We start from the raw sequence: 12395 nt of genomic DNA on the forward strand, positions 1-12395 counted from the left end.
GCCTGTGGGCAACCGCCCGAGTTGTCCACAGGCATGATCGTCTCCACCCGCTCCGCGCCCGTGGCGGGATAGAATGGACCTGGGCTCGGCCCCCTGGGTGCGGCGGGGTATCGGGTGCGGCGGGGTATCGGGTGCGGCGGGGTATCGGGTGCGGCGGGGTATCGGGTGCGGCGGGGTATCGGGTGCGGCGGGGGTGGTTTTTCGGTGCTTCGACAACAAGGTTGACCAGCGAAAATGACCTGTTTTATGATTGTTTTGAACAAGCCTATTGGTGTCTGAGTCACCTCATCGGTGGAGCAGTCGCCCCAGCGAGGTCACGTCCCGAAGATCGGGGAGCACGTCAGCCGCTCCCGCTGATCGCAACTCGTCAACGCCGTTTCGGCCACTCGCCACAGCAACCACCCGCGCCCCCGCCGCGTGGGCGGCTTCCACGTCGCGGGGCGTGTCCCCGATCAGCACCGTGTGCTCACCGTCGAACCTGATGCCGGTTCGCTCGACCGCGCGGCGTCGGGCGACCCGCACCAGTTCGGCGCGCACGTTGTGGTCGTCGCCGTAGGCGCTGGTTTCGAGGTCCACGTAGTGGGCAAGTCGGAACGTCTCCAACTTCACGTACGCCACCGACCGCAGGTTGCCGGTCAGCACGCCTTGGTGGACGGCCGCGTCCTCAGCCAGTGCCTCGAGTGCTTCTCGCGCGCCGGGGAGCACTCGGCCCCGTTCGGCCAATTCGGCGCGGGCGGCTTCGTAGCTGTCCGTCAGAGCTTGCGCGAGCCTCGACACGTTGGCTTCAGTGGGCTCAACCCGGTGCAGCGCGATGGTTTCCGCGATGATGTCCAGCTCAGTCCGGCCGCTCACGTCGGCCAAGTCGACAAATGGGATGCCGAACGCCGCCGGTACGGCGCGTACGTACATCTCCCGGCCCAGGCCGCGTGAGGCAAGCAACGTGTGGTCGATGTCCCAGAGCACCAGCAGCCGAGGCGTGATCATGTCCGCCAGTTTGTCACCCGGTCGGGGCATTGGCCCGGCGCGTAGCATCAGGTCTATCCAATCCCCGGGGGAGGGACAGTCGGATGGACCGAGAACTCGCACGGTGCATTGGGGAGCGGGTGCGGTTCTGTCGTGTCGCGGCTGACAAGACGCAGCCGGTGATTGCGGGCTTGGCCGGTATTTCGGTCGATTACCTGTATCAGATCGAGCGCGGTACCAAGTTGCCCACCGTGGGTGTGCTGGTTGAACTCGCCCGCGTCCTGGAACAACCGATTGGTGTCCTCCTGAACAACGCACCGGCCACCGCTTCGCAACCCGTCCCCGGTGCGGCCGGTGACGAATTGCGCCGTGCTTTGACATTGCCGGTGGTGGACACCGGTCCTGTCGACCTCAGTGGGCTGAACGACAGCATCGGAGTGGCTTGGCACACCTGGCAGACCTCTCCGCAGAGGTACAGCAGGCTCGTCCGCGACCTGCCCCGACTCATCACGGCTGTCGAGTGGGCACTCCGAACAATTCGCAGTGACGACGAGGCGGGTGGGAGGCGATACCTGTATCGGTGCGCGGCTGATCTCTATGCCCTCGTGCGATCGGTGACGAAACGGTTGGGAAGGGTGGACTTGGCGCTGCTTGCCGCCGACCGCGCGATCCGGGCCGGTGAAGCCGCCGACGACCCGTTGCGGTTGGCCGTCTCCCGGTGGAACCTGGCGCAGGTGTTGCTTGCGGACGAAGAGCCGGAAAGCGCTGAAACGGTGGCGCTGCACGGGGCGCAGGAACTTGAAGCCGCAACCGCAGATGATGACCTCGACGCCGTGGCGCTGCGTGGCTCCCTGCTGCTGGTGGCCGCGATCGCCGCTGCTCGCCGGGGTGACCGGTGGGTGGCTCACGACCGGGTACGCCTGGTGGAGCCGCTGGCCAGGCGGACCGGCGAGCGCAACACCCTGTGGACCGCCTTCGGGCCGACCAACGTCAAGATGTTCGCCGTGTCGGTCGCGGTCGAGACCGGCGACACGGCGGAAGGCTTGCGCCTGGCTGAGCAGGTCGACCACGACAGCTCACCGTCCATCGAGCGGCGGGTGGCCTTCCTGATCGACCAAGCCAAGGGGTATGAACAGCGCCGCGACTTCGCGGGCGCGCTCATGATGGTTTCGGCCGCCGAGCGCCAAGCCCCAGAAGACGTGCGCCATCGCCCAGCCGCTCGCGCGGTGCTGAGCAGGCTCGTGCAGCGCGGCCGTCGCACCGTGGCAGGCGAAGCGGCTCGCTTGGCGACACGTATCGGCGTACCCCTGTAGTTCGTCGAACCGAGCGCAGGGGTAACCCGAGCTGACAGCTCGGGTTACCCCGCAGCAGCCGCCTTAACGTTGCTTTCGTGTGGTTTCGACCAGAGCACGCGGAATCAATCGAGCCGGTGAGGCGGTGCCAGGTGGCTGGGTGCGAGCTGCGGCTCAGCGGCAAGCCGGGCACGAGGTGTCCATCGTGACGGCCGCGCGGACGACGCAGGCAAGGGGACGCCGACTTTGCGAAGGGGGGTGTGGAGCTGAACTGAGCCGTTACAACCACGAGCGGGTATGTGCCGCATGTGTTCGGCCCAGCCGTCTCATGAGTTCACCGGGTGAAACGTCCTTGAATGGACCGGTGACCGGTTCGCCGGGCCTGTTGCTGCGTAGAGCACGGCGACGGCGCGGGATGTCACAAACAATGCTGGCGGACCGCGCGGGCTACACCGTTTCCTACATTTCGATGATCGAGAACGGTCGACGGCCGCTTGATCACTTGCCGACTGTGCGGACCCTTGCCGCCGCGTTGAACGTTCCGGTGGTTGAACTGGTGCCCTGGCTGGTTGATGGAACCGCTGCTCAACCATGCCGATGTCAAAACCTGCCCGTTCTGCGCCTTGATGTTCATTTGTGAAGACGCAGCGGGCAAACGGTGATCAGGTCACTCCGGGCGGGTGCGTTCCCGCCAGGCCCGCGCCTTCTCCCGGTTCCCGCACACCCGCATCGAGCACCAGGTCCGCGACCGGTTGCGGCTCCGGTCGAAGAACGCCCACCGGCAGTCGTCCGCCGGGCAGATCTTCACCCGCTCCCACTCCCCGAGCACCGCCAACCGCACCGCCGCCGCCAGGACCGCTTCGGTCACCTCCGCCCCCGCCAACCGGGGTACCCCGCCCGCCACTTCAACCGGCACCGCGAAACCGGCCAGGGACGCGGGTTCTCCGGCGGCGGCGGCCCGGAGCCCGTCGCGCACGGCCCGCACCCGCGCCGCATCGCCGTCCGACAGGCCGTGTGCGGTGAGCCATGACCGCCACCCGTGGGCGTCGTCGAGCAGGTCGGTGTGCTCCTCGAGGTCGATCGTGTTCAGGAAGTCCAGGAGCAGGTCCGCGTCGTGCTCCGGGGTCGCCTCGCCAGTGCGCACGTCACCACTGTAGGCCGGTGACCGGTTGTCGAAAGATGCCGTAACCCGCATACTCGGTATACCGGTTACCAACTCCAGGAGGTCGCCATGTCCGTACCCACTTTCGGCACCACCGTCCTCGACTGCCCCGACCCGATCGCCCTGGCGGGCTTCTACGCCCGGCTCCTCGACTGGCCGGAGCCGGGGGAGCAGCGGGAGAACGGCTGGGTGAACCTGAACGGCCCCGGCGGTCGGCTCTCCTTCCAGCGCGTCGCCGACCACACCCCGCCCACCTGGCCCACGGGTGAGCGCCCCCAGCAGTTGCACCTCGACCTCTACGTCGAGGACCTGGAGGCCGCGCACACCCGGGCGGTCGGCCTCGGTGCCCGGCTCCTGGACGACGGGGCGGAGGACTTCCGCGTGTACGCCGACCCGGCCGGGCACCCGTTCTGCCTCTGCCTCTCCTGATCTATTCGCCGCGTGTATACACATCCGGTAGAGTCCCGGGGCATGTCAATCGGACACGCCTTGCTGGGGCTGCTGGAGACCGGTCCCCGGCACGGCTACGACCTCAAGCGCGCCTACGACGAGCGCTTCGGGCAAGACCGCCCGCTGGCCTACGGACAGGTCTACTCGACGCTGTCCCGTCTGCTGCGCAACGGACTCGTGGAGGAGAGCGGTGTCGAACCAGGGGGCGGTCCCGACCGCAAGCGCTACGCCATCACCCACGCCGGGGTCACCGACGTGGCGGAGTGGCTCGTGACCCCGGAGAAGCCGCAGATCTACCTGCAGAGCGCGCTCTACACCAAGGTCGTGCTCGCGCTGATGTCCGGGCGCAGCGCGGAGGACGTGCTCGACGCGCAGCGGGTCGCGCACCTCAAGGCGATGCGGGAGCTGACCGCGCGCAAGCGGGAGGGGGACCTGGCCGACCAGTTGATCTGCGACCACGCCCTGTTCCACCTGGAGGCGGACCTGCGCTGGTTGGAGCTGACCACCGCCCGCCTGGCCGACCTGGGCGCGCAGGTCGCGTCATGAGCGACGTGCTGCTGGTCGGGACCGACCTGCGCAAGTCGTTCGGAAAAACCCCTGCGCTGGACGGGGCCGGGATGAGCGTGGCGGCGGGGGAGGTCGTCGCGGTGCTGGGGCCGTCCGGGTCGGGGAAGTCGACGCTGCTGCACTGCCTGGCCGGGATCGTCGCGCCCGAGTCCGGGACGGTCGTGTACGCCGGGCGCGAGCTGTCGGCCATGGGCGACAAGGAGCGCAGCGCGCTGCGGCGCGGCGAGTTCGGGTTCGTGTTCCAGTTCGGGCAGTTGGTCCCTGAGCTGACCTGCCTGGAGAACGTCGCGTTGCCGCTGCGCCTCGGCGGCACCCCGCGCAAGGCGGCGGAGGCGGCGGCCCGCGAGTGGCTGGGGCGGGTGCGGGTCGACGAGGTGGCCGACAAGCGGCCCGGCGAGGTGTCCGGCGGGCAGGGGCAGCGGGTGGCGGTGGCCAGGGCGCTGGTGACCCGGCCGAAGGTGATCTTCGCCGACGAGCCGACCGGGGCCCTGGACTCGCTCAGCGGCGAGGAGGTCATGCGGCTGCTCGTCGGCACCGCCAGGGAGACCGGGGCGGCGGTCGTGCTGGTGACCCACGAGGCCAGGGTCGCCGCGTACTCCGACCGCGAGGTCGTGGTGCGCGACGGGCGCACCAGGGAACCGGAGCACGCGTGGTGAGGGCCTGGTGCAACGACCTGGCCATCGGGGTCCGGCTGGCCGTCGGGGGCGGCCGGACCTCGCTGGCCAGGTTCCTGCTCAGCACCTTCGGGGTGGCCACGGCGGTGGCCGTGCTGCTGCTGGCCGCCTCGGTGCAGCCGACGTTGCAGGCGCGCGACGACCGCTCGACCGCCGCGAGCCCCGACTCCAACCCGGCAGGCGGGATCACCCCGCTGGCGTACCGCAGCACCTCCACCAACTTCCACGGTCGCAACATCGCCGTGCGGTACGTGTACGCCCCGGACGCCACCTCCCCGGTCCCGCCGGGCATGGACGCGGTGCCGGCCGAGGGGTCGATGTGGGTTTCGGGCGACCTCGCCACCCTGCTCGCCGAGCCGGGTTCGGGGCTGCTGCGCGACCGCTTCCCCGCGCGCGTGGCCGGGGTGCTCGGCCAGGAGGGCGTGCCCGACCCGCACGACCTGGTCGCCTACGTCGGCGCCGGACCGGACCTGGTGGGCGGCTCGCTGACCACCCCCGTCTACGCGTTCGGCACCTTCGAGCAGGTCCGCTACCTCGACCCGACGCTGCTGCTGCTGATCCTGCTCGGGATCGTGGCGCTGCTGGTGCCGGTGTTCATCTTCCTCGCGGCCAGCACCCGCATCGCCGGGGCCGAGCGGGACCGGCGGCTGTCCGCGCTGCGGCTGGTGGGCGCGGGTGACCGGCAGGTGCGGCGGATCGCGGCGGCGGAGTCGCTGGTGAGCGCTGTTGCCGGGCTGGTCGTCGGGGTCGGGCTGTACCAGGTGGGGCGGTCGGTGGCGCCGGGCGTGGTGCTCGCCGGGATCAGCGTGTACCCGTCGGACATCGTGCCGGTGTGGTGGCTGGCCGCGCTGGTGGTGCTCGCGGTGCCGGTGCTGGCCGTGCTGACCGCGCAGTTCGCCCTGCGGCGCACCATCATCGAGCCGCTGGGCGTGGTGCGGTTCAGCAAGCCGGTCAACCGGAAGCCTGCCTGGCGGTTCGCGGTGATCGGGTTCGGCGTGGTGCTGCTGCTCTGGCACGGCGGCGGCGCCAGGGCGGGCAGCGAGGTGTGGTCCTACAGCGTCGCCGCCGGGGCCACGCTGCTGCTGGCGGGCGTGCCGATCCTGCTGCCGCTGGTGATCGAGCGGGCGGTGGCGCGGCTGCGCGGCGGACCGACGTCGTGGCAGCTTGCCATCCGCAGGCTCCAGCTCGACTCCGGCACCTCGGCCAGGGTCGTCGGCGGGGTGGCCATCGTGCTCGCCGGGGCGATCGCCGTGCAGTCGGTGCTGGTCGCGCAGGCGGACCGCTTCGCGGACTCGCCGTCCGAGGTCTCGACCACGGCCGGGCAGAGCCCGCACATGCAGGTCTACCCGGAGGCCGACGCCATCCAGCGCAGCATCGATCTGCTCGACGGGGTGCCGGGTGTGCGCGGGGCGTTCCCCAGCGAGAGCGTGACCTTCGAGCTGGAGGAGACGGGGATGACCTACGGCCTCAACGTGCTCGACTGCGCGGTGGTGACCGAGGTCTACCGGGTGCCCGATTGCGGGGGCGGGCAGGTCTACGCCGTGGGCGGTGCGGACTTCCCCGAGCTGTTCACGTCCGGTCGCACGCTGCGGCTGATGGACGTGGCCCCGGGTGGGGAGTACCGCCCCCGGGCCGCCTGGACCATCCCGGAGATTCGCCGCGTCGCCCGGCCCGCCGAGTCGGGCTCGTCGTTGTACGGCCTCTTCCTCACCGCGGGCGGCACCCTGCCGGACCCGCTGCCCACCACCTCGCGGACCACCGTCGACGTCGTGCTCGACCCGACCGACCCGGACGCCCTGGACCGGGCGCACGCGGCGCTGGCCCCGCTGGGGTGGAAGGTGCACAGCAACGAGTTCGACCCCTACTACTACGGCTCCCGCCTCGTCGAGGAGCAGTCGTTCCTGACCATCCGCCGCGGCCTGCTCATCGGGGCGGTGTTCATCCTGCTGCTGGCCGGGATCAGCCTGCTGGTGCTGGCGCTGGAGCACATCCGCGAACGCCGCCGCCCGCTGGCCGTCCTCGCCGCCAGCGGGGTGCCCACGGGGGCGCTGGCCCGGTCGCTGCTGTGGCAGATCGCCGTCCCGATCGCACTGGGGGTGCTCATCGCCATCGGCACCGGCATCGCCCTGGCCGCACTGGTCCTGCGGTTGGGCAACGACCCGCTGTACGTCGACTGGCCGAGCGTGGGCCTGATGACCCTCGCCGCCGCCGTCCTCGGCCTGCTGGTCTCGGTGGTCACCCTGCCGTTCCTGCGCGGCGCCACCCGGCTCACCTCGCTGCGCACGGAGTAGGACCCGGGCCCCGGGGAGGGTCCGCCCTCCCCGGGGCCGGTCACATCAGCAGGTACGCGGCGCTGCCCAGCCGGGCGATGGTGCCGTCGGCGGGCTGCTCGTCGAACAGCGTGGTGGCCGCCCCGCGGCGGTGGAAGCCGGTGAGCACGGCGTGCCGGGTGCCGCTGGAGTTGTTGCGGGTGCCCGAGTGCCACACGTGCGAGTTGAACAGCCAGGCCGTCCCGGCGGGCCCGGACAGCAGCACCTGGTCCGGGTGGTCCTCGTGCCCGCGCGGCGCCACGAACCCCCAGTCCAGGTGCGACCCCGGCACCACCCGCGTCGACCCGTTCTCCGGGGTGAAGTCGGTCAGCGCCACGATCGCCGTGCACACCTGCCACCGCCCCGGCCCGGCCCGCTCCGGCGAATCCCGGTGCAGCGCCTGGCCCCCGTGCTCCGGGGTGCCCGCCCGGTAGTGCATCTCGTCGACCCGGAACTCGGGCCCGAGCAGGTGCCGCACCGCCGCCAGCAACCGCGGCCGCAGCCAGAACGCGTCGAACACCGGCCCGGCCTCCAGCAGCCCCCGCAGGTGCAGCGTCCCGCCCTGCCTGCCCGACCCCGCCAGCAGCCGCTCCAACTCCGCCATCGCCGCCTCGACCCGCGCCCGGTCGAGGAAGGTGTCGAACCGGCAGAACCCGAGCTCGTCCAGCTCGACCAGTTGCTGCGGGTCGAGCAGGTCCGATCGCACCCCCAACTCGGAGAGAACCTCGTGCACCCCTCCGGTGTAGCCCAGCGGAGCCGCCCGTGCCACCGGATTGACCGGATTCACCTGCTATCGCGCAGGCGGTGCAGGCGGAGGGCGAGTTGGATCTCCAGGGCGCGGCGCGGGTCCTGCCAGTCCTCGCCCAGCAGGGTCGCCACCCGGTCGAGCCGTTGCACGACCGTGTTCACGTGGACGTGGAGCAGGTCCTTGGCGCGGGCGAGGCTGGCGCCGGAGTCGAAGTAGGCGGTGAGGGTGCCCAGCAGGTCGGTGCCTCGGCGGGAGTCGTAGTCGAGGACCGGGCCGAGGACCGAGTCGACGTGGGCGGTCAGGTCGCGGGTGTCGCCCAGCAGGAGGCCGATGAAGCCCAGGTCGGCGGTGGTGGCGCCGTCGCCCGCGCGGTCCAGGGCGAGCAGGGAGCGGGCGCAGCGGGCCGCTTCGGCGTGGGCCGCCGCCAGTTCGGGGATGCCGGTGGCCGGGCCCGCGGCGCCGACGGTGACCGGGGCGTCGACGGCGGTGCCCAGGTCGGTGGCGACCCGGGCGGGGTGGACCGGGCCCGGTGCCAGCACCACGACCTGCTCCGCGTGCACCCCGACCAGTCCGCCGTAGCGGCTCGCGGCCGTGGCCAGCCTGCGGCGGGGGACCTCCGAGGCGCAGACCAGGACCATGTGCGGCGCCGACAGGTCCACCCCCAGCCGGGCGCCGCGCGCCGCCAGCCCGGACGGGTTGCGCGTCGGCGCGGTCAGCAGGTCCGACAGGAGTTCGCCGCGGACCTCGTCCTCCGCCGCGGCCACCGAACGCCGCAGCAGCAACAGCAGCGCCGTCACCACCCCGGCCCGTTCGAACAGCCGCCGTTCCGCGTCGCCCAGGTCCGCTCGGCCGGACAGGACCAGGCTGCCCAGCACCTCCGGGCCCGCCTGCACCGCGCACACCCACGCCCGCTCCACCGCCGCCACCCGGCCCGACGCCTGCGCCGCCACCCGACCCGTCGCGTCCATCGGCGCTGCCCGGCCCGGCGCCTCCACCAGCACCGCCCGGCCGGAGGCCTCCACCGGGAACGGGCCGCACGGGTCGCCGACCCGGGCCAGTTCCGCCCCGCCCGCGTCGAACACCGCGATCCCGCCGCCCAGGACCGAGGCCAGGGCTCCGGCGACCTCGTCGAGGTCGCCGCCGCGCAGGACCAGGTCCATCAGCTTGTCGTGCGCTTCCGCGGCCTGGCGCAGGGCGGAGACGTGGCCGGAGATGGTGGTGTGCGCGGTGTTCAGCTCCGCCAGGGCGGCCCGGGTGGAGTCCAGCAGGCGGGCCGTGTCGATGGCGATGGCGGCGTGGTCGGCCAGGGACGACAGCAGGGCGACCTCGTCGGGGGTGAAGTCGCGGGCGGTGCGGTCGGCCGCGTACAGCACGCCGATCACCCGGCTGCCCAGGGCGAGCGGCACGCCCAGGATCGCCGTCAGGCCCTCGTCGCGCACCGACGAGTCGATCGGGCCGGTGTGGTTGAAGCGGGTGTCGGCGAAGTAGTCGCGGCTGGCGTAGGGGCGGGCGGTTTGGGCCACCAGTCCGCCCAGGCCCTCGCCCATGCCGAGCTGGACCTGTTGGAACAGCGCGGACACCGAGCCGTCGGTCACCCGCACGTAGGTCTTGCCCGCGTGCTCGTCGTTCAGCGACAGGTACGACACGTCGACGCCGAGGAGCATCCGGGCCCGGTGGACGATCGAGCGCAGGACCGCGTCGGTGTCGCGCAGTGCGGCGAGGTCGCCCGCGGTGTCGAACAGGGCGGTCAGCTCCGCTTCGCGGCGGCGGTGGGCGGTGACGGTGCGGCGGACCCGCAGCGCCGCCGCGACGGCGCGGTCCACCGCCGCCAGCGCGTCCCCGCCGAGGCCGGACGCGCGGGCCGTGGCCGCGACGCCGGACAGCTCCTCCGGGCTCGCCCCCTCGGCCAGCAGGTCGAGCAGGGTGAGCAGGTCTGTCACGGCGTCGCGGGCCTCCACCGGGGGGATGGTGCCACTCAGCGGGTGGCCGGGGCGGGTTCGTCGTGCAGGGAAGTCCCGGCGGTCTCCTCGGCCAGGAACACCGCCGCGGTGGTGATCGCGCACATGGCCACCACGTAGAGCGACACCGGGATGGTGCTGCCATACTCCTGGAACAGGGCCACCGCGATCAGCGGCGCCACCGCACCGGCCGCGATCGAGGAAAGCTGCCCGCCGATCGACAGCCCGGTGTAGCGGACCCGGGTGGGGTACTGCTCGGAGAAGAACGCCGCCTGCGGCCCGTACATCGCCCCGTGCAGCACCAGCCCCACGGTGGCCGCGGCGATGATGACCGGGGTGGAGCGGCTGTCGAGCAGGGCGAAGAAGGCGAACGCCCACCCGGCCATGGCGATCGCGCCGAACAGGTACACCGGGCGCCTGCCCAGCCGGTCCGACAGCGCGCCCCACAGCGGGATCGACACGAAGTGCACCGCCGACCCGACCAGCACCGCGGTCAGCCCGAGGCCGCGGGTCAGGCCCAGCCCGGTGGTGACGTAGACCAGGATGAACGCGGTCAGCACGTAGTAGGAGACGTTCTCCGCCATCCGGGCGCCGATGGTGATCAGCACCTGCCGCCGGCTCGTGCGGAACACCTCCACGGCGGGCGCGTGCTCCCGCCCGCCCGCCCGCTCGGCCGCCGCCAGGAACACCGGGGACTCCGCCACGGTCAGCCGAATCCATAGCCCGATGACGACCAGCACCCCGGAGATCAGGAACGGGATGCGCCAGCCCCAGGACTCGAACGCCGCGTCGGTCTGGACCGCGGCCAGCACCGCGAGCACCGCGGTGGCCAGCAGGTTGCCGCCCGGCGCCCCGCACTGCGGCCAGGACGCCCAGAACCCGCGGCGGGCGTCGTCGCCGTGCTCGGAGACGATCAGCACGGCCCCGCCCCACTCGCCGCCGAGGGCGAAGCCCTGCACCAGGCGCAGCAGGATCAGCAGGAGCGGGGCGCCCGCGCCGATCATCGCGTAGGTGGGCAGCAGGCCCATGGCGAAGGTGGCGCCGCCCATCAGCAGCAGGCTCACCACCAGCAGCTTCTTGCGGCCGACCTTGTCGCCGTAGTGGCCGAACACCAGCCCGCCGATGGGTCGGGCGAGGAAGCCGATGGCGAAGGTGAGGAAGGAGAGCAGGGTTCCGGTGAGCGGGTCGCTGTCGGGGAAGAACAGCTTGTTGAAGACCAGGGCCGCCGCGGAGGCGTAGAGGAAGAAGTCGTACCACTCGATCGTCGTGCCGACGAGGCTGGCGCCGACGATGCGGACGAAGGACTTCGGCTGCGCTGCCGTCATCGTCATCACCTTTTCTCACAGGGGGACAGGGAAGCCCTGCGGCGTTTCTCGCAGGGAACGGGGGACCGGCCCCACCAGGCCGGGGACGATGCCGGGTGGGGACGAGGGGGTGGGTGGCGGGAGGGAGTGATTCAGTTGGCGGTCCAACCGCCGTCGACCGGCAGGGAGGCGCCGGTCAGGTGGGCCGCGTGCGGGCCGCACAGCCAGGCGACCAGGGCGGCGACCTCCGCCGGTTCGACCAGTTGCTTGAGCGGTGCCCGGTCCAGCAGCACCTGCTCGACCACCTCGTCCCGCTCGATGCCGTGCGCCAGGGCCTGGTCGGCGATCTGCCCGGTGACCAGCGCCGTGCGCACGTACCCGGGGCTGACGCAGTTGCTGGTCACCCCGTGCGGCGCCCCCTCCACCGCGGTGACCTTCGACAGCCCCTCCAGCGCGTGCTTGGCCGTCACGTAGGCGACCTTGTACGCGCTGGCCCGCAGCCCGTGCACGCTGGACAGGTTCACCACCCGGCCCCAGCCGCGGGCGTACATGTGCGGCAGCGACCGGCGGATCAGCAGGAACGGCGCGGTGACCATGACCCGCTGCAGGTGGGTGAACCGCTCCACCGGGAACTCGTGCAGCGGTGCCACGTGCTGCAACCCGGCGTTGTTGACCAGGACGTCGACCTCGGCGGGCAGCCGGTCGACCGCCGGCGGGTCGGACAGGTCCGCGGTGTGCGCCCACCCGCCGACCTCCTCCGCCGCCGCGGCGGCCCCGGCGGCGTCCACGTCGACCACGTGCACCTTCGCCCCGGCGGCGGCGAGCGCCCGCACGCACGCCAGGCCGATGCCGCTCGCGCCGCCGGTGACCAGGGCCGTGCGCCCGGCCAGGGGGTTGTGATCCGGACCACTCGTCATGCGTCCACGGTAGGAGCGGGGGGTGCCCGCGGGCCATGTGCGCCCGCACCA

At 72.0% G+C, this 12395-nt stretch carries 12 protein-coding genes; 6 read left to right on the top strand and 6 right to left on the bottom strand.

Annotation, left to right across the window (positions count from 1 at the left end; all coding sequences use genetic code 11):
* Positions 1-285: 285 nt before the first annotated feature.
* Positions 286-984, bottom strand: a complete 699-nt coding sequence (locus DFQ13_RS07870) for an HAD family hydrolase (protein ID WP_325050908.1) — start codon at positions 982-984, stop codon at positions 286-288.
* A gap of 83 nt (positions 985-1067) precedes the next feature.
* On the opposite strand from DFQ13_RS07870, the gene DFQ13_RS34875 reads away from it, so the two are divergent.
* Entirely contained in the window at positions 1068-2276 is a 1209-nt protein-coding gene (locus tag DFQ13_RS34875; RefSeq protein ID WP_325050909.1) for a helix-turn-helix domain-containing protein, read from the top strand.
* 343 nt (positions 2277-2619) lie between these two features.
* Positions 2620-2895: a helix-turn-helix domain-containing protein gene (locus DFQ13_RS07880; protein ID WP_219994336.1), complete on the top strand. Its 276-nt coding sequence runs from the start codon at positions 2620-2622 to the stop codon at positions 2893-2895.
* 27 nt (positions 2896-2922) lie between these two features.
* Here DFQ13_RS07880 and DFQ13_RS07885 read toward each other — a convergent pair whose 3' ends face one another.
* A complete protein-coding gene (locus DFQ13_RS07885) occupies positions 2923-3399 on the bottom strand; it encodes a CGNR zinc finger domain-containing protein (protein ID WP_052022025.1) in 477 nt (158 codons plus the stop codon).
* 87 nt (positions 3400-3486) lie between these two features.
* On the opposite strand from DFQ13_RS07885, the gene DFQ13_RS07890 reads away from it, so the two are divergent.
* Genes DFQ13_RS07890 through DFQ13_RS07905 form a run of 4 tightly spaced genes read left to right on the top strand, consistent with a single transcriptional unit; the run spans position 3487 to position 7399 of the window.
* A complete protein-coding gene (locus DFQ13_RS07890) occupies positions 3487-3846 on the top strand; it encodes a VOC family protein (RefSeq protein WP_110079394.1) in 360 nt (119 codons plus the stop codon).
* Between the two features lie 42 nt (positions 3847-3888).
* Complete coding sequence (locus DFQ13_RS07895) at positions 3889-4413, top strand: PadR family transcriptional regulator (protein ID WP_110079395.1); 525 nt, start codon at positions 3889-3891, stop codon at positions 4411-4413.
* A complete protein-coding gene (locus tag DFQ13_RS07900; protein ID WP_035289630.1) occupies positions 4410-5090 on the top strand; it encodes an ABC transporter ATP-binding protein in 681 nt (226 codons plus the stop codon). Before DFQ13_RS07895 ends, DFQ13_RS07900 begins: the two co-directional genes overlap by 4 nt.
* Positions 5084-7399 carry an FtsX-like permease family protein gene (locus DFQ13_RS07905; RefSeq protein WP_110079396.1) on the top strand — a complete coding sequence of 772 codons (2316 nt, stop codon included), beginning with the start codon at positions 5084-5086 and terminating at the stop codon, positions 7397-7399. Before DFQ13_RS07900 ends, DFQ13_RS07905 begins: the two co-directional genes overlap by 7 nt.
* Positions 7400-7439: 40 nt before the next feature.
* On the opposite strand, the gene DFQ13_RS07910 is transcribed toward DFQ13_RS07905, so the two are convergent.
* The 4 genes from DFQ13_RS07910 to DFQ13_RS07925 all read right to left on the bottom strand — a co-directional run bounded on the left by DFQ13_RS07910 (position 7440) and on the right by DFQ13_RS07925 (position 12344).
* Entirely contained in the window at positions 7440-8150 is a 711-nt protein-coding gene (locus DFQ13_RS07910) for a phytanoyl-CoA dioxygenase family protein (protein WP_035289633.1), read from the bottom strand.
* A 50-nt stretch (positions 8151-8200) separates the two neighbouring features.
* The gene (locus DFQ13_RS07915; RefSeq protein ID WP_110079397.1) at positions 8201-10123 is read right to left on the bottom strand and encodes a helix-turn-helix domain-containing protein; all 1923 of its coding nucleotides are present in this window, start codon (positions 10121-10123) and stop codon (positions 8201-8203) included.
* A gap of 17 nt (positions 10124-10140) precedes the next feature.
* Positions 10141-11448 (bottom strand): MFS transporter, encoded by a 1308-nt coding sequence (locus DFQ13_RS07920; protein ID WP_110079398.1) that lies wholly within the window; start codon positions 11446-11448, stop codon positions 10141-10143.
* A 131-nt stretch (positions 11449-11579) separates the two neighbouring features.
* The gene (locus DFQ13_RS07925) at positions 11580-12344 is read right to left on the bottom strand and encodes a 3-hydroxybutyrate dehydrogenase (protein ID WP_110079399.1); all 765 of its coding nucleotides are present in this window, start codon (positions 12342-12344) and stop codon (positions 11580-11582) included.
* Positions 12345-12395: the final 51 nt, after the last annotated feature.

Origin of the sequence: Actinokineospora spheciospongiae (assembly GCF_003182415.1) — a bacterium.
GTDB classification, from domain to species: Bacteria; Actinomycetota; Actinomycetes; order Mycobacteriales; family Pseudonocardiaceae; genus Actinokineospora; species Actinokineospora spheciospongiae.

Bases quoted from the DNA above. Each gene is read 5' to 3' on its own strand.
- DFQ13_RS07870 (WP_325050908.1), bottom strand. From the start codon at position 984: ATGATCACGCCTCGGCTGCTGGTGCTCTGGGACATCGACCACACGTTG.
- DFQ13_RS34875 (WP_325050909.1), top strand. From the start codon at position 1,068: ATGGACCGAGAACTCGCACGGTGCATTGGGGAGCGGGTGCGGTTCTGT.
- DFQ13_RS07890 (WP_110079394.1), top strand. From the start codon at position 3,487: ATGTCCGTACCCACTTTCGGCACCACCGTCCTCGACTGCCCCGACCCG.
- DFQ13_RS07895 (WP_110079395.1), top strand. From the start codon at position 3,889: ATGTCAATCGGACACGCCTTGCTGGGGCTGCTGGAGACCGGTCCCCGG.
- DFQ13_RS07900 (WP_035289630.1), top strand. From the start codon at position 4,410: ATGAGCGACGTGCTGCTGGTCGGGACCGACCTGCGCAAGTCGTTCGGA.
- DFQ13_RS07920 (WP_110079398.1), bottom strand. From the start codon at position 11,448: ATGACGGCAGCGCAGCCGAAGTCCTTCGTCCGCATCGTCGGCGCCAGC.
- DFQ13_RS07925 (WP_110079399.1), bottom strand. From the start codon at position 12,344: ATGACGAGTGGTCCGGATCACAACCCCCTGGCCGGGCGCACGGCCCTG.